Annotated in this window: 19 protein-coding genes and 4 tRNA genes; 9 read left to right on the top strand and 14 right to left on the bottom strand. The window is 41.6% G+C overall.

The annotated features are described in order from the left end of the window. Positions 1-13 precede the first annotated feature (13 nt). The 6 genes from NI465_RS01650 to NI465_RS01625 all read left to right on the top strand — a co-directional run bounded on the left by NI465_RS01650 (position 14) and on the right by NI465_RS01625 (position 2,429). Positions 14-89, top strand: a tRNA-Asn gene (locus tag NI465_RS01650). 5 nt (positions 90-94) lie between these two features. Further along, positions 95-170: transfer RNA gene (locus NI465_RS01645), tRNA-Asn, on the top strand. Positions 171-460: 290 nt separating this feature from the next. Then, positions 461-536: transfer RNA gene (locus tag NI465_RS01640), tRNA-Asn, on the top strand. A 6-nt stretch (positions 537-542) separates the two neighbouring features. Continuing rightward, positions 543-618 (top strand) — tRNA-Asn (locus tag NI465_RS01635). A gap of 61 nt (positions 619-679) precedes the next feature. After that, on the top strand, positions 680-1,123 hold the full coding sequence (locus NI465_RS01630) for a DUF2726 domain-containing protein (RefSeq protein ID WP_004279650.1): 444 nt from the start codon (positions 680-682) through the stop codon (positions 1,121-1,123). 316 nt (positions 1,124-1,439) lie between these two features. After that, positions 1,440-2,429, top strand: coding sequence for a diaminopimelate dehydrogenase (locus tag NI465_RS01625; protein WP_004279649.1), 990 nt, complete (start codon positions 1,440-1,442; stop codon positions 2,427-2,429). Between the two features lie 184 nt (positions 2,430-2,613). Here NI465_RS01625 and NI465_RS01620 read toward each other — a convergent pair whose 3' ends face one another. The 5 genes from NI465_RS01620 to glnA all read right to left on the bottom strand — a co-directional run bounded on the left by NI465_RS01620 (position 2,614) and on the right by glnA (position 6,188). Further along, positions 2,614-2,877, bottom strand: a complete 264-nt coding sequence (locus NI465_RS01620; RefSeq protein ID WP_005107416.1) for a hypothetical protein — start codon at positions 2,875-2,877, stop codon at positions 2,614-2,616. Between the two features lie 136 nt (positions 2,878-3,013). Beyond that, entirely contained in the window at positions 3,014-3,892 is an 879-nt protein-coding gene (gene ubiA, locus NI465_RS01615; RefSeq protein WP_005107417.1) for a 4-hydroxybenzoate octaprenyltransferase, read from the bottom strand. Positions 3,893-3,897: 5 nt separating this feature from the next. After that, complete coding sequence (locus NI465_RS01610) at positions 3,898-4,404, bottom strand: chorismate--pyruvate lyase family protein (protein ID WP_071851873.1); 507 nt, start codon at positions 4,402-4,404, stop codon at positions 3,898-3,900. 2 nt (positions 4,405-4,406) lie between these two features. After that, positions 4,407-4,682, bottom strand: a complete 276-nt coding sequence (locus NI465_RS01605; protein ID WP_253144080.1) for a hypothetical protein — start codon at positions 4,680-4,682, stop codon at positions 4,407-4,409. A 90-nt stretch (positions 4,683-4,772) separates the two neighbouring features. Then, positions 4,773-6,188 (bottom strand): type I glutamate--ammonia ligase, encoded by a 1,416-nt coding sequence (gene glnA / locus NI465_RS01600; protein WP_004279641.1) that lies wholly within the window; start codon positions 6,186-6,188, stop codon positions 4,773-4,775. A 991-nt stretch (positions 6,189-7,179) separates the two neighbouring features. On the opposite strand from glnA, the gene NI465_RS01595 reads away from it, so the two are divergent. The 3 genes from NI465_RS01595 (at position 7,180) to NI465_RS01585 (ending at position 10,479) form a co-directional block, all read left to right on the top strand. Then, positions 7,180-8,394, top strand: coding sequence for a tyrosine-type recombinase/integrase (locus tag NI465_RS01595; RefSeq protein ID WP_253099165.1), 1,215 nt, complete (start codon positions 7,180-7,182; stop codon positions 8,392-8,394). 235 nt (positions 8,395-8,629) lie between these two features. Then, entirely contained in the window at positions 8,630-9,187 is a 558-nt protein-coding gene (locus tag NI465_RS01590; protein ID WP_044112759.1) for a LexA family protein, read from the top strand. After that, positions 9,184-10,479 carry a Y-family DNA polymerase gene (locus NI465_RS01585; RefSeq protein WP_191112078.1) on the top strand — a complete coding sequence of 432 codons (1,296 nt, stop codon included), beginning with the start codon at positions 9,184-9,186 and terminating at the stop codon, positions 10,477-10,479. Before NI465_RS01590 ends, NI465_RS01585 begins: the two co-directional genes overlap by 4 nt. Positions 10,480-10,703: 224 nt before the next feature. Here NI465_RS01585 and NI465_RS01575 read toward each other — a convergent pair whose 3' ends face one another. The 9 genes from NI465_RS01575 to NI465_RS01535 all read right to left on the bottom strand — a co-directional run bounded on the left by NI465_RS01575 (position 10,704) and on the right by NI465_RS01535 (position 16,612). Then, the gene (locus NI465_RS01575; protein ID WP_253144076.1) at positions 10,704-11,078 is read right to left on the bottom strand and encodes a hypothetical protein; all 375 of its coding nucleotides are present in this window, start codon (positions 11,076-11,078) and stop codon (positions 10,704-10,706) included. Continuing rightward, positions 11,075-11,650, bottom strand: coding sequence for a lysozyme (locus NI465_RS01570; RefSeq protein ID WP_004646472.1), 576 nt, complete (start codon positions 11,648-11,650; stop codon positions 11,075-11,077). Before NI465_RS01570 ends, NI465_RS01575 begins: the two co-directional genes overlap by 4 nt. Next, positions 11,647-11,943 carry a hypothetical protein gene (locus tag NI465_RS01565; RefSeq protein WP_004279633.1) on the bottom strand — a complete coding sequence of 99 codons (297 nt, stop codon included), beginning with the start codon at positions 11,941-11,943 and terminating at the stop codon, positions 11,647-11,649. Before NI465_RS01565 ends, NI465_RS01570 begins: the two co-directional genes overlap by 4 nt. Then, a complete protein-coding gene (locus tag NI465_RS01560; RefSeq protein WP_005097122.1) occupies positions 11,924-12,250 on the bottom strand; it encodes a hypothetical protein in 327 nt (108 codons plus the stop codon). Before NI465_RS01560 ends, NI465_RS01565 begins: the two co-directional genes overlap by 20 nt. Before the next feature lie 79 nt (positions 12,251-12,329). Further along, positions 12,330-12,563 (bottom strand): hypothetical protein, encoded by a 234-nt coding sequence (locus NI465_RS01555; protein ID WP_191112102.1) that lies wholly within the window; start codon positions 12,561-12,563, stop codon positions 12,330-12,332. After that, a complete protein-coding gene (locus tag NI465_RS01550; RefSeq protein WP_253144074.1) occupies positions 12,556-14,640 on the bottom strand; it encodes a hypothetical protein in 2,085 nt (694 codons plus the stop codon). The genes NI465_RS01555 and NI465_RS01550 overlap by 8 nt, the downstream gene beginning before the upstream one ends. 19 nt (positions 14,641-14,659) lie before the next feature. Continuing rightward, a complete protein-coding gene (locus NI465_RS01545; RefSeq protein WP_184413092.1) occupies positions 14,660-15,046 on the bottom strand; it encodes a hypothetical protein in 387 nt (128 codons plus the stop codon). Beyond that, positions 15,043-15,402 carry a carboxypeptidase regulatory-like domain-containing protein gene (locus NI465_RS01540; protein ID WP_184413094.1) on the bottom strand — a complete coding sequence of 120 codons (360 nt, stop codon included), beginning with the start codon at positions 15,400-15,402 and terminating at the stop codon, positions 15,043-15,045. Before NI465_RS01540 ends, NI465_RS01545 begins: the two co-directional genes overlap by 4 nt. Then, entirely contained in the window at positions 15,392-16,612 is a 1,221-nt protein-coding gene (locus NI465_RS01535; protein WP_253144072.1) for a hypothetical protein, read from the bottom strand. Before NI465_RS01535 ends, NI465_RS01540 begins: the two co-directional genes overlap by 11 nt. Between the last annotated feature and the right edge of the window lie 25 nt (positions 16,613-16,637).

The raw sequence follows: 16,637 nt of genomic DNA, 5'->3' as shown, positions 1-16,637 counted from the left end.
ATGCCGATCAGATTCTCCAATAGCTCAGTCGGTAGAGCGACGGACTGTTAATCCGCAGGTCCCTGGTTCGAGCCCAGGTTGGAGAGCCATATATTCTTCCATAGCTCAGTCGGTAGAGCGACGGACTGTTAATCCGCAGGTCCCTGGTTCGAGCCCAGGTGGAAGAGCCAAGATTCTAAAAAACCCACTCATTGCGAAGTGGGTTTTTTTATAGCTGTATTTTTTAAATTGAGATCATATTGATTTATATGCGCGATCAACCGCTCATTTCTTATGATCCAGATCACTTATCAAAATTCAGGCTGATCGCGATTTTGCTGTTAGGACCGGTTTACATAAACATAACAGTTTAAACTACAAACCTTTTCGACTATTTTTAAAACACTTGATTCAATTTCTTCAGCTTTTTTCTAAAAGTGCCTTGACCCCTTTTCAAATCTCTCTATAATCGCTGTCAGATTCTCCAATAGCTCAGTCGGTAGAGCGACGGACTGTTAATCCGCAGGTCCCTGGTTCGAGCCCAGGTTGGAGAGCCAATCTATTCTCCCATAGCTCAGTCGGTAGAGCGACGGACTGTTAATCCGCAGGTCCCTGGTTCGAGCCCAGGTGGGAGAGCCAAGATTCTGAAGAAACCCACTCATTGCGAAGTGGGTTTTTTTATTCTCCCCTTTTGTGATCTGTGTTTAATTTGAGTCAGTTTATATTTTTTGTGATTGGCTGCCTGGCAACTTTTGCATTAGTTTGCCTGCTCTTCCCACATCTCTTCACCCGTCAAAAGAAATTCTATCCGAAGCGCGTCATTACTGCTTTTGAAAGCAGGATGTTTACACGTCTGAAAGATGCCTTTCCTCATCATCACATTCTGGCACAAGTCGCGTTTAGCGCTTTGATCACGCACGATCAGATGAAAATGCGCAATCAATTTAATCGCAAAGTCACAGACTTCGTGGTACTTGATCGTGAATATAATGTAGTGGCGATTGTCGAACTGGATGATCCGAGCCATATTGGCAAAGAGCAGGAAGATGCTGAACGCGATGCCATGCTGATTGCAGCAGGCTATACCGTGATTCGATACACCCAGATTCCGACTATCAGACAACTGCAAAGGGATTTAAAATAAATTAAGCTGCAATTTCGATATTTCTCGCTGCAGCTTGAATTGGATTAATCAAAGCCTCCTGCTCCGCTTTTAATTTCTCGGCAGCTTTTCATGCTTCAAAACTAACCTATCCTCGTCCAATTTAGCGTCTCATCACAAGCATTCTCAGTTAAACCTGCCTTTCTGCAGGATTAGGGTGATAAAGTTTAAATTATCGCTCTATAATCCTTTCGAAAACAAAATATAAGTCAGATGACCTGATTGGCCTGTTCCATTTCTGGCCATCATCACCTTGCTTATTTTTGGCGTTGTTTTTTTATTCAGTGATCGTTTATTTATGCAAAATTCTATTCGTATTGGTATCGCGGGTTACGGTAATCTTGGCCGCGGTGTTGAAACTGCCATCCAGAAAAATCCTGATATGCAGCTTGTCGGTATTTTTACTCGCCGCTCACCAAGCAGCGTCTCTCCTTGCTTTGCAGAAACTCAAGTGTATAGCATGGATGCACTATTAAATGAGTTTAGCGATAAAATTGATGTGCTGATTCTTTGTGGCGGCTCTAAAGATGACTTGCCACAACAGGCGCCTATCTTTGCAAGTAAATTCAATACTGTAGATAGTTTTGATACGCATGCACGTATTCCGGAATACTATGCTGCAGTCGATGCACCCGCCCTTGCTAACAAAAAAACAGCCATGATTTCTATTGGCTGGGATCCTGGCATGTTCTCGATTAACCGTTTATTTGGTGAAGCGCTATTACCAGATGGCGAAACTTATACTTTTTGGGGTAAAGGCTTAAGCCAAGGCCATTCGGATGCGATCCGCCGTGTACCTGGGGTGAAAGCTGGTGTTCAATATACCATTCCATCCACTGATGCTATTGAACAAGTCCGCAGTGGCGCACGACCTGAGTTAAGCACCAAAGATAAACATCATCGTGACTGTTATGTGGTCTTGGAACAAGGAGCTGATGCAGCAACAGTTGAACAAACCATCGTCAGCATGCCTGATTATTTTGCAGATTATAATACGACTGTGAATTTTATCAGTGAGGAAACTTTACTGAAAGATCACCAAGATATGCCACATGGCGGTTTTGTCATTCGTAGTGGTAATACCAGTGATGCACAAAAACAGGTGATTGAGTTTTCTTTAAAGCTGAATAGCAATCCAGAGTTTACTGCAAGTGTTCTAGTGGCTTATGCCCGTGCCTGCTACCGTCTGAATCAAACTCAGCAATATGGTGCCAAAACAGCCCTAGATGTAGCACCTGCCCTACTTTCAATTAAATCTTCAGAACAATTGCGCAAAGAATTGCTTTAAGATGATTTAAATATAGCCACCGATCGGATGATGGGTGGCTATATTTTTCCATTCTAGAATACGGCTTGCCTAATTACTAAGTATCGAATATCTACAGTCAAATCATCGTTTGCAGAAACCCATGCAACTATCTACCACACAGACATTTGCAGTATTAGACAAGTGCAAAGGGATTCTAGATAGATTAAGGTGCTGTTGCACTACTTTCAGACGCAGCTTGAGTTGAATCTGCCTTAACATCCTGCTCTGCTTTGAGCTTTTCCGCAGCTTCTCGTGCTTCAATACGCGCAATCATATCTGCCTGCTGCTGCTTGTATTTTTCCTGATTTTTAGCATCACTATTCACTGCAAGAAATGCCATACTAATTAAAAATACCGGAATACAAAGTGCAAGCGTACCGAAGATCAATAGCTTTTTGACACTGCGGGGCTGTGGCTGCTCGGACATAACAAACCTGCTTTAATTTCGTCATTTAATTACACTGCCCAATATAACAAAATAAAGTCATAGCTCAAGCCTTATAGATTAGGCAATAACAAAAGCATCCTTATAGGACGCTTTTTTCTCAGTCGATAGACAGTCACTACCTCAAAGCCAGTAGTATTCCTGCAAAAATAATCAGTCCAATCCAGCGGTTATGCCTAAACGCCCAGAAACACAAATGTGGATTTTTATCTCGAGTTTTAAACCATTGGTAAATAAAATCGAGAGCGACAACAATTAATGCAGCCAAACCAAATGGAATCAGTAAATTTTCTAGCCAAAGTGCTACAGCAATCAAAAGAATACTAATGGCCTGCAAAGCGCTAATGATCTGAATATCATATCGACCAAATAAGATCGCGGTTGATTTCACCCCAATCTTTAAATCGTATTCACGATCTGCAATTGCATATTGGGTATCATAGGCTACGGTCCAGGCCAGATTACCAAAATATAGAAGCCAGCAGGTTAAATCCGGCGTTTGTCCAACTGCGGTATAAGCCATCGGAATCGACCAGGAAAATGCTGCACCCAAAAAGACTTGAGGTAAATGGGTATAGCGCTTCATAAAAGGATAAATAAACGCTAAAAATAAAGCCCCAAATGACCAGTAAAAAGTTTCGATTGGCAGAAAAAATAGTAGGCAGGCACTGGCAGACACCAAAACCAGAAATACCATCACAGCTTCTTTGGCACTGATAATCCCAGTCGCTAGCGGACGGTTTTTAGTACGCTCCACATGTGCATCGACTTTACGGTCAGCAAAATCATTAATGGCACAGCCTGCCGCCCGCATAAAAATCACACCCAAAATCATGGGAATTAAAATTTCAATACGTGGCATCCCCTGAGCGGCAATCCACAGCGCCCACATGGTAGGCCAAAAGACCAGTTCAGTGCCAATCGGTTTATCAAAACGACAAAGATAATAATAGGCGCTAAGACGCTCACGCCAGGTGATTGCTTGTGCGGTTGCCATAAAAATCAAGCCCGTGAATTTTGTATAAAGTGTTCAAATGCCGGTAAAAATGTTTCTTGTACGATAAATTTACAGCCGTGCCAAGTATAGCAGCTCTGACGGGTCCAGCCCTCATCTAAAAGTACCACCCGACGCTGGCAGAGTGGATTGGTGCGCTGAAACAGAAACAAGCCAATCGGTTTGGTGCCAATATGCTGAAAAATTCGGGCTTTTTTTTGCAGGCTTAAAATCGGAAAGATGCTTTTGGCTTTCACCCAAGGAGACTGTTCCGAGCCGTAGAGATAACTTTCACGCACCCAGGAAGTATGCTGATGTGACATCTGCATCCATTTGGCATTGGCAAAGCCTAAACGCTGAAAATGCTCTTGAATTGGCTCGACATGGAATTGTCCTTGCGCCAAATCGGTCAGTTGTTGCGTGAGTGAACCCGATGCATACAGCCACGGTTTTAACTCAACAGGCAGAGTTGACAGCAACACACGCTGATTTTGATTTCTAGAACGACTATTCATTGTTAACAGTTATCTGTTTTTGCAATGATTTCATATTTGCCTTGTGGGGTTTTAATTAAAATAAAACCTTCAGCACTCAAATAAAATGATTCTGGATAAGCATAATCCAGCGCTATTTCAGGATTTTTCAGCGCCACAAATTGAGCCTGCTTATAACCCTCGGGAGTCCCCCCCACTTCAAGATAAGTCACTTCAGAGAAGTTCAACTTAAAACCTTTGTTATGATCTTTTGGATCAATCCATGGATAAAAGCTGGTGTGCTTTTTACGTTGTGCCATTTAAGCCCATCAATCATTTAAAATTATAAATAGATGATACAAAAAAACCCGCGACATGCGCGGGTTTTCTTCGCTTTAATTCGTGATGAATTACAAGCTGTAGTACATATCAAATTCAACTGGGTGAGTAGTCGTGTTTAGACGACGAACTTCTTCAGTTTTAAGCTCGATATAAGCATCAAGCATTTCTTTCGTGAACACGCCACCTTTTAACAGGTAATCATGATCCGCTTGAAGTGCTTCAAGCGCCATATCCAGGCTATGCGCCACTGTAGGGATTTTTGCTTCTTCTTCCGGTGGAAGATCGTACAAGTTCTTGTCAGCAGCCTCACCTGGGTGGATCTTGTTTTGAATACCGTCAAGACCAGCCATCAACAATGCCGCGAAACCTAGGTACGGGTTCATCATTGGATCTGGAAAACGCGCTTCAATACGCTTGCCTTTCGGGCTAGACACGTAAGGAATACGGATAGATGCAGAACGGTTACGCGCTGAGTAAGCAAGCATAATGGGTGCTTCGAAATGTGGAACCAAACGCTTATACGAGTTTGTAGAAGGGTTAGTGATCGCATTCAAAGAACGGGCATGTTTAATTACACCACCGATGAAGTACAACGCCATTTCTGAAAGGCCTGCATATTCATCACCAGCAAACAGGTTTTTGCCGTCTTTAGAGATCGACATATGCACGTGCATACCAGAACCGTTATCGCCAACCATTGGTTTAGGCATAAAGGTTGCTGTTTTTGCATATTGATGCGCAACGTTCCAAACCGCATATTTGAACTGTTGAACTTCGTCTGCTTTACGCACCATAGTGTTGAAGCTCACACCAATTTCTAACTGGCAAGAAGCAACTTCGTGGTGATGTACTTCTACACGACCTGGACCCATGATGTCTTCGATACGCGCACACATGTCTGCACGCATGTCATGTGAAGAATCTACAGGAGGAACTGGGAAGTAACCGCCTTTTACGCGTGGACGGTGACCAGAGTTACCGCCTTCGTAGTCTTTGTTAGTTGACCAAGCAGCTTCTTCAGCGATCAATGTATGGCGCGCGCCAGACATGTCGATTTCCCATTTTACTTCGTCAAATACGAAGAATTCTGGTTCTGGACCAAAGAATGCAGTGTCACCGATACCGGTAGATTTCAAATATTCTTCTGCACGGCGCGCAATCGAACGTGGGTCACGATCATAACCTTGACCAGTTGATGGCTCGATTACGTCACAAGTTACAACAACTGTTGGCTCTGCAAAGAACGGGTCGATAAAACCTGTTGCCGCATCCGGACGTAAAATCATGTCCGATGCTTCGATGCCTTTCCAACCTGCAATTGAAGAACCGTCAAACATTTTGCCGTCTTCAAATGTATCTTCATCAATACTGTCTGCTGGGTAAGTGACGTGTTGTTCTTTACCCTTGGTATCAGTAAAGCGAAAATCGACCCATTTTGCGCCACTTTCTTGTATGAGTTGAAGGACCTTGTTCGCCATGCTCATTTTGCTCCGATGTTTTTGTTGCACCCGTGAAGTGCGTGTTAGCAGTTGATAGTTATTAAGCAATTACCGTACCAACTTTTAAAAGTATAGATAAAATCTTGAAATCTTTATAAGAAATCATGAAGTGACAAAAATACTTTGCGGCTATTATACTAGCTGCAAAACTAAATGCACTATATTCAAGCATTCTTCATTTATTTTATTTCAGCTTTATTTTTTAGCGCACCTAAATAGTGCATGTATCTATAAAGATGTATGAGAAACATAGCTTTTTATAGCAAATATGCTGCTTTTTCTTACTTTTGTTATGTTTTTACTTGTTTTTGGCTAAAAATTGAGCGTTTTTTGGTAGATATCAGTAAAGAAAATTTTGCGATTCATTTGGGATTGTATGCCTATTATGAGGCACTTTCTTTAAATCTACTTTCAATAGAAAAGTTTATATAAAGCTTAATTATTCAAGTGATGTTTTTTTCATCAAGCATTTTACCTCTCTTTGATCTCATTTTTTCATTTTTAAGTTTTACTCTAAAAAATATTCATTTAAAACTTTCTCTGAGTAAGCCTATTACTTTAAATCATGATTAAAATTTTATTTAATTTTCTATAGGTTTCTAAAGCCAATAAATTGAACGAAATTGTTGCGCCGAATGCAGCTATTTTTTGCTATGATGAAGCGTGCTTTATTTTCACACAATGAAATCAATGATTTAGTTGTGTCAGGCAAGTGCTTGCAACACGTATAAATAAAGTACGATCTGGACAACATTAGCACAGTTAAGTGCATTAATTTCAATAGGTTAAGCTCATGCTTTTAATGGTCGAGAATTATCATAATAATTAAATACTGTAAAATGCCATTAAATTAAAATCCCTATGTCTTTATTATCAAGCCTTTCCAGTTAAATACCGTTAAATAGAATTAAATTGTATTAATCACTTTTGTGAGTAATATAGTGAGTAACAATATTTAATCTCTTGCGTTACTCACATGCTTAACGATACCAAGCTAAAAAAACTAAAACCAATGGAAAAAGCATACCGTATTGCCGACCAAGGCGGACTATGTATTGAGGTTCGCTCTACCGGTACAAAGCTTTGGCGTGTACGCTATCGTTATGCAGGCAAGGCCTCAATGATCAGTCTAGGTGAATACCCTATCGTAAGCTTAGCAGAGGCACGTCAAAAGCAAGACGAAATCAAATCACTGCTTGCAAACAATATTGATCCAGCTGTGCATCGCCAACAAGAAAAAGCTGCGCTGCTGTGTGATGAGAATAGTTTTGAAGCTATCGCAAAGGAATATGCTGCGGATCGTCTAAAGGATAAATCCCAGACCTATGTTGATGCTTTTCACCGAGCAATGGAAAAGGATATTTATAAAGTTATTGGGCATAAAAATATTAAAGATGTGACCTCTGCTGACGTTTTGAAGATCATGCAAAATACAGTAAAGCGCGTTAAGGGTCAGGATAACCGTGGCACTGGTGAAGTAACAGCAATTGAAAACAGAAAGAAGATTGGCTCTGTGATGAGATATGCAATTGCGACATTAAGAGCTGAGAATGATCCGACCTATGCGGTGCGTGAAGTTATTGCGCGGCCAGACGTGGAGCATGCGAGACCGTTAAGCCTGGCCGAGCGGAAAGTATTTAGAGCGCGGATCGATAGTTATGGTGGTGCCGAGTCGACGGTAAATTCTATTTTATTTTTGTTCTATACCATGCTTCGCACAATTGAGGTGCGCCGACTGCAATGGTCATTTATTGATTTTGAGGAAAGGACTATTACTTTTGAAAAGCAGACGCGAGAGCAGTTGAAAAAAGGCTTGCGACTGACCAAGAAAAATAGAACACATGTGGTTCCAATGTCTGAGCAGGTTTATCAACTTCTACTTAAACAAAAGAAGCTCACTGGCCGTAAGAGATATGTTTTTGAAGGTGTTTATAATGGCGGGATGATGCCAGCTACTACAATTAATAGAGCGCTACAGTACATCATGCATGACGTTACAGCACATGATTTTCGGGCCACGGCATCTACCCTATTGAATGAACTTGGCTATGATGAAAAGTGGATCGAAACCCAACTGGCTCATGCTGATGAGAATAAAACCCGCGCATCTTATAACCATGCTAAATACTTAGCAGATCGCAGAAAAATGATGCAGGATTGGGCTGATATTGTGGATGGGTGGAAGGATTAAATAATCCCAACACATATCCCCACATTCACATTCGTCGCAATTGAGTGAGCTGTGCAGCTCTGGCTAAGAGTCTTTACCAAGTCAATTAGTACTGTAACCGTTCATCCGAAATATCATAATTTTGCGTCACTCTATGACGCATCTTTGAATTTAAAAGATTTATTTTATTTGTTTGATTTTTATCGAGTCTTTACAATCTTGATTATTGTTACAAAAATCAAGGAGTCGTAAAGTTATGAACAGTACTCATGGGGGTTTTCGAGCCGGGGCAGGTCGAAAAAAGTCTGAAGAGACTAAAGTTATTCGAGTGCCTGAATCTAAAATTCTTGATATTAAAGAATACCTAGAATCTCTTAAAAAAGAAAATGAAATTAGTGATATCCGTCAGTTTGATCCTGTCACAAAAATAGAAATACCCTTGGCAACCGAACGCGTTCAAGCTGGATTCCCCTCGCCCGCTCAAGATTATATTGATAAAAAAATCGATCTGAATGAGTACCTCATTAATAATGCGAATGCTACTTTTATTGTTCGTGCGGATTCTCTTTCTATGCTAAATGCAGGAATTGATATTAATGACGCCTTGGTTGTAGATCGCAGTATTCAGGCTAGGCATAGAGATATTGTGATTGCCAGTATCGATAATGAATTGACAGTGAAACGGCTAATTATTGATGCGAAAGGTTGCTGGTTGAAAGCTGAGAATGAGGGTTATCCAGATATTCATCCCCAAGAAGGTCAGCAATTTGAAATCTGGGGTGTAGTCACAAATGTAATCAAGAAATTCAGATGAGCTATAACAATGAAATATACGCGCTCCTTGATGTAAATAATTGCTATGTAAGCTGTGAGCGCCTATTTAATCCTAAACTTAAAGATGTGCCGGTCATTGTTCTTTCAAATAACGACGGCTGTGCAGTTGCGCGTTCCCAAGAAGCAAAAGATCTTGGTATTAAGATGGGTGTTCCCCTATTCCAGATTAGGGATATTGTCGAAAAACATAATGTACAGGTACTTTCGAGTAACTATGCTTTGTATGCTGAAATGTCTCAACGTTTCCATTCAATTCTGGCTGATTACGTGGCGCCAGGTGAACAGGAAGTTTATTCGATTGATGAGTGCTTTTTAAAGCTTACTGCCTATTCTGAAAATTATGACCTGGTTGAATATGCGCAAAATATGCGACAGCGGATCTTGCAGTGGATCGGATTACCGGTTTGTGTTGGTATTGGTCGATCAAAAACCGAAGCAAAGCTTGCCAATCATATGGCTAAAAAGGCTAAACGCTTTAATGGGGTTTGTGATCTGGTTTCTATGGATCCGAAGCACCGAAATTATTTTTCGAGTTTGATTGATGTTTCCGAAGTCTGGGGAGTTGGTCGTCAGCATAGTAAAAAACTAAAAGGCTTAGGTATTAATACTGTTCTTGATTTAGCCACTTCTAATCCACATCAAATGGGAAAACTGTTTTCAGTGGTCGTGCAGAGGACTGTCATGGAACTGCAAGGGATTTCATGTATCGAACTTGAGCAGGCTGCGCCAACCAAGAAGCAAATCATTTCATCACGCTCATTTGGCGCACGGGTAACCGATATTGAATCATTATCTGAGGCAATGAGTGATTACCTGCAGAACGCTGTTAAGCGGTTAAGAGAAGATGAATCTCTTTGTGGTTGTGTGATTGCTTTTGCCCAATCCAATCCTTTTGATAAGAACAGGCCTTTCTATAACAAGTCGATCAATATCGGATTTGCTGAGCCGACTGACTGTGCTGCTGTTATGAACCGGGCTGTAATGAAGCGAATGAATGAGCTGTTTCAAGAAGGAATCGAGTTTAAGAAATGTGGTGTGATATTGACCGCAATCGAGCCAAAATCGACATACATATATGACCTTCTATCTGATAGTACTCAAATAGAGAAAAATGAGAAACTTCAATCTGCCCTTGAGCAGGTTAAGGTGAGATTTGGAGATAAGAAAATAGCAATTGGTCCATGCAAAATGCATGGTCGAGCATGGGCAATGGCCAGACAAAATCTGACTCAGAACTATTTTAGTTGGGAGGGGATCCTGAGGATTAATTAACAACTAATTACTTATTTTAATGATAAACAATGCCCTCAAATGAAGGCATTTATCTATTTTATTGGAATATTGCTTTCTGGTGAATCATTCAGTTTTATCTAATGGTTTTCACAATTGCAGCATGACGCGCTTTGCAGTCGTTATATTTAGCCACTACATCAATAGACCAGACTAAAGCAACCTTACCCTGCCCTGATTCTAACTTTTGCAAATCAGGACAAGGCTCAAGGAGGCTTGTTGGTATCACCGGTGATAAGTGAGTTGATGGCTGACACGCCATTATCATCAAAGCAATGGTTGAGATACACAGGACGATCAATGATCTTTTGCACTTCACGCGTAACTGTTTCGACTTGCACGTGCTGCTCTGATTTTGCTGCTTCATAATCCGCACTCATCTGGTTAATTTGATTTTGTTTATGGGTTAGAGCTTTGAGATGGTTTTGCTCTATTTTCTGAATTTTTATCGTGCACTGCTCACCAGCCTTGCGCAGCTTTCCGCTTAAGTGATTGGTGTAAGCAACTTGCCCTAGCCATAAAAAGAAAAAGACCGCAATTGCGATCCAGTGTTTATATTTCCATAATAGATTTAGAGTCATTTTAAAAATAACTCCATTTCAATTTTCCTGCGATTCACCAGACCTTGCAGGCGTTTGCCACGAGCATTTACCCATAAGCCAAATTGATCAGCTGCCGCCTTATAATTTTTCTCATTCAGCCTTTTGACCAAAGTGGATTCTTCAAATGCGGTAGGTCCAATGTTATAGGCCAATGAAACCAAGGCATCAAACTGATTCTGATTGATCGGAACATTGACTGCGCTATTGACGGTTTGCTCGAATTTTTTCAAGTCATGTTGCATGTAGCTTTTGGCTTGTTCCAGTGTGCAGGTATCCCCTTTTTTGACACGAATACCATTTAGGTATTTTGTGGTGCCATAACCAATGGTCCATACCCCCACGCCATCATCGTAGGCATTGAGCCGTAGGCTTTCAAAATTACGGATCAGATCAATACCACTTGGGCTGATGCTCATTTCATCCGTAGCGATACCCAGCATACTGGTGACATCATCGTAAGCAGTTGCAATCAGTTTGTCAGCAGCATCAACCTGTTTCTGGGTGAGTTTGCCGCCGCTAATCTTTCGCAAGAAATCAAAAATATGTTTCATGGGTTGTCACCATCTTTATCCGTATTAAAAAATTTAGGACGTGCACCACCCTTACCCCAAATATAGAGTTGTCGGGTAAATAGTGCGAATAAAATACTTACCGTGGTATAAAAAAGTGTTCCGGCCGGACTGGGCGAATACTCATCTTTAACAAAAAGTGCTGCCCCAAAAAGGATCGACAACACCAATAGAAAATCGATGTGTTTTGGGAGTTGAATTTTTGGATGAAATGCCATGATTGCAAACGAAACTATAAATAATACCAATGCTGTTTTACTTATGATTAGCAGCATCTTCATTCTCCTTTTTGACTAAACCAAGAACTCTTGATCGAGCCAAACTCAGCAATGCTTCAGCTGTACTTTTACCAGCAGCGCCCAGAATGAAACCAAATAGTTCTGGGTAGTTACCGCTAGCAAGAAATAAACTTGCCGGTTTAGCAAAGACCACACATAAAATGAAGCCGGCAAAGAATCCTATCCAGCGATCCCGGGTCGGCTCCTTGCTTAATAGAAAGCCAAAAGTTGCACCCAGCACACCTGTAAAAAGGATGTGTGAATGGCTCTTTATGCTTTCCAATACTTGACTAAGAAAGTCCATATACATCCCCTTTAGTCATACATACCCCTATTATTTGGCAATAAAAAAGCACCCGAAGGTGCTATTATTTTGTTGATCGTTAAACTTCTACTTGTGAATGCTGACCAGTGGGTGCTGGCCGCAGGATCACCTGATTGGAAACGAAAACCCGAGCGCCTAGATTATATGTGGTGCCTGATGTGCAAAGCACTGGACCGGATCCACCATCGATCTGTACCCGATACTCTGGGTGCTTCACTGATGTGATAGTGCCGATATATTCTGCATGAGTCGGATTAAGCAGCTTACGCAGTTCAAATAAAGGATTATTCACGGCTGATACGCTCCACTGCAATGGTTTCATTCACTTTTTCATGTGAGAAGCTACCTGAAACTGAGTCAATCACACCCCACCACTGGCCATTAAATGCAATCGATTTACCTGGTAGCATCTCGCCAATTTCCGAGCTCACCGGAATATCAGAAAAGGTGTGCAGCTCTTGAATATTGGCTTTGACCAATTCATTTTTTCCATAGCTGGCACCCGACACTACATTAAACAATGGACCAGTGACTGTCTCTAAAGGCACATCACCCGAAGTACCACGCTGCTGTACTTTCAGGCTTTCACCGCTACGGCTATTCACTACAGTGATGGAATTGAAGTCAGCAATGTATTCATCGTTCTGCTTAATGTTCTGCTGCATCACCAGGCTTTCGGATAGCAGAATATCGTAATCCTCTACCGTCATCGTATCCCAGTAGCCTTTCTGGTACCGGGGTAAGATGGTCAGTGTATTCCCTGCTTTCTGGCTATAGATAAAGCCACCACCTGCATCAACTACTTGCTTTATTGCATCGATGGGTGCTAGTTCTGCATAACTCAGGCTTTCAACCGGTACAATCCAGCCCAATTCATCAATCAGTTTCCAGTCCAAACTGGTACCGCTATTTGCTCGATCAAGTTCAGCTTGTACCAGTTGCACAGATGTTCGTTCATTCTCCTGAATGAATGAGCGTGAAGGCCCATATTTAGCAGAGTTTAAAGCGGTGACACTTCGCCCCGGGTAAGTGTAGAGAACACTGGCAAAACGTCGGGTTTCTTCTGGATCTTCCAGTAGAACATGATGCTCAAATCCATTGATCATGACTTTCAGTATCACTGGCTGGCCATTAATTGGTTGCAGCTTATCTTTCTCGGTATGAGCCACAGTAATGGAATAGGTCCAGCACCATTGCGACCGACTGGTGCTATAGGTACCATCCATGACTTTAATTTTCTCGCCGGTATCCAGTCGCTCAGCTGTTAATGTATTCACGATATACCACCAGTTCCTTTTCGGCAGTGCTGGAATACAGTCATCTGCACCAAAATTTAAAACAACATTGTGTGAATCAGTATCACAAAGACAAATGAAATTTAGGTCGCCTGTACCTTCATATTTAGGTATTTCAGGCTTTGGCCAAGGTTGAACTGGATGCTTGCGATAGTGAATCGCTTTGGCTTTATCCCATGGCAAGTCCGACTTGGTGACAATCTCAAGACTTTTATCCCATTCAAATGAAAAGCGGTGCTCAAAGACTTGGGCTACGTCATGCGAATAGGTAAAGGTCTTGCGACGGCGAATCATTTCCTGCCAAACCGTTTCGCGGTTATGACGTAGCTTGATCGTTTCTTCATGCAGATAGCGCTGATGAATAAAGCGCTTATCACCCTCCTCCCAAATCACATAGGCATCAGAACTTAAGCCGGTTGCTTGCTCATGAAGGGATCTAACCGCCCGGGTTAATGATCCTGCCTGCTCATGCCAAATATCCACTTGATTAGAAATCACCAAGCCCTGCTCATAAAAAAGAGCCTCATTCGAGACCCTTAATATGGGTTTAGCCCACGGTATTTCTGTGGTGCTCAGGCATGCAATCGCTTTCTGATATCGCATGTCAAAACCGTAAGACACCCCGACAATATGATTAATATCAAACAGGGTTATGACTTCAAATGAAAAATTGGTATCTAAAACCGCGTCAATGATACAAAGGTTTTCATTAAATACCGCTTCGATTTCAAAACTAAAACTGGTGTCTAAAACCGTATCGATTTGGCCAATGACATCAGTGTTTTCACTAAATTCAGCGACGACATTAAAACCGAACTCGGTGTCGAGCACCGTGTCTATGACAGCAGTATTTGCACCGCTATCTGCATAGACTGCTGTGACTTCAAATGTAAACTCAGTATGAAGTACCGTATCAATTACAGCTGTAACATCATTACCAAAATTAAGATTGGTTGAGCTATCGGCCAGATGCTCAAAATTAAGAATAATGTTATGGCTATCGGTATTATCAGGCTTAAAGTTTAAGTTTAGGTTGTGAGCATCAACGGTGCCGAGCTTATTTTTAAAATCCACATGAGCACCCTTTTTTAAATTAAGGTCTGAGTTTTATCGATGTCACCGACAATGAGCCGCCAAGGGCTAGATTGGTATTGGCTAGGGAAATATCTGTGCCTACCGTCAGATCGGCAGCGACCTCGCCAGCACCATTATAAATACGTGCCCAAGTGGCAGTCCCAGTTTTAATTACCGTTGCGGTATCCGTTGGATGAAGCTCTACATAAGTTGCTGTAGTTTCTTTAATGCATGGCTCAGGAAAAGTCAGTGTCACCAATGCATTGTTTGAATCTGCCGCAACCGCAGGGCTGGCAGGCTGTGCGCCTTGATAAAAAATAATGGTAGCACTCTGGCTACCGTTATCTAAAAAATTGGCAAAGGCCTGAGTCATAGCAAGCCGGGCTTTGACTGATGTTTTACTCATTTTGCCACCACCTTGTCGGAGATCACTGCGTTATATTCTTCGTTTGGATCAAATGCGACAACAAAACACTCAAGCCCTTTTGCAATATTTCGAAATTCATAAGTGCCATTAACTCGTGATTTGGTCTCCCAGATTAATTGACGATCATCCCTACGGAATACACAAACGGAAACTGGTGAATAATTTACCCCCATCTTTTTTGTTACACCTTTGATTTTACCGAAACCATGATTCGCAGATACTGGAATGGATAAGATTAAGCTACGCAGAGGAAATGATATGTATTTTTTTGCCCCCATGGCTTCTTTGTTGGGGGTGTAGCCACCAAAGAATATTCGACTTAATTTAATAATCAATCTTTATCTCCTCAATAGGCATAACAAAATACGCAATTCCGGACAATCCAGCAGCTATTGCCATGCTGTGAACCAGACACTTATTCCCAAAATCTGCCTCCACCAACTCAACTGGCTGTGCCCCTAAAGTTGATGGGATTGCCACTGTATCTGTTCCGAGTTTTAAAGTTTGCGCTCCATGTGCCACACCAACAAACTGACTATTGCCATTTTCATAAATCAGAAGTGGCTCTGTCGGGGATGTGTTAAACCCTTCAATTGCTGCTGGATAAAAATTTACACCCGAACCAAAACCATAATTAAATGTGTAAGCACTATAGCGATTCCCTGCAAAATTAACCCTCTGATCTCCAATATATGCATAATGTACTTTGCCACGCAAATCTGAATAAAAGTTATTTGGAAGTCCAGCATTTACACCAAAAGTAACAACTGGAACCCTTCCAGAAAAGCCCATTAAGTCCAAAACTGTGGCTGGTAGAAATCCATTAATTAAGTGACCAGTTGCGGTTGCAAGCCCAGTTAGGAAAGCTAGGTGGTATTTACTACCCACTACAACACCGCGACCAAATGAGCTATATCCTTGGGAATAAGTGTAATTGTTATGAGATGAGCTCGGATCACTCGTAAAGTCCCACTTAAATTCCCCCCCAATCACCGTTCCACCTCTTGTGGCCTCTATTGTCAGAGGGTCTGTAATCACTCCTAAGCTCAAATCCGCAGACCAGCCTACACATGGAACCACAGTATTTCTTTGCGCAGCAGCAGACTGAAAACACAGTCTTAAATACAGGTCCTCTTCTTTAAGTGATTTAAATTTATAAACTTGAACAGGTGGCTGCTCATATACCAGTTCGAATCCAAGAGGAGCTACTCGTGTTGTAAAACCACTAGGGATGGATACTGGAGCGTCATCAAGCGTAAATACCACTGTGTTTGTTGTGACTGAATCAATCCAAAACTCTCCGCTATTGATTGACGCTAAAGCACCTGAATCGACCTTTAAAACACGATCCGCCACATAACCATGTGCACCGCCATAAGTGAATGTGACCTGGTTCCCAGATACTGCCACGCTCGATACTGTCTGCTCGTTATAACCAAGTACCAGCATTTTCTTAAAACGATCTGGAAACAGGTTTTTTGAACCTGCACTAAAATCCAAACCAATATCAGAGAAATCAAAAAGTTTGGTTTGTGTCTGCTTCATCGCCATATCTTTTTACTCATAAAAA

Origin of the sequence: Acinetobacter lwoffii (assembly GCF_024129855.1) — a bacterium.
GTDB classification, from domain to species: Bacteria; Pseudomonadota; Gammaproteobacteria; order Pseudomonadales; family Moraxellaceae; genus Acinetobacter; species Acinetobacter lwoffii_L.
This window is presented reverse-complemented; position numbering and strand designations above follow the sequence as displayed.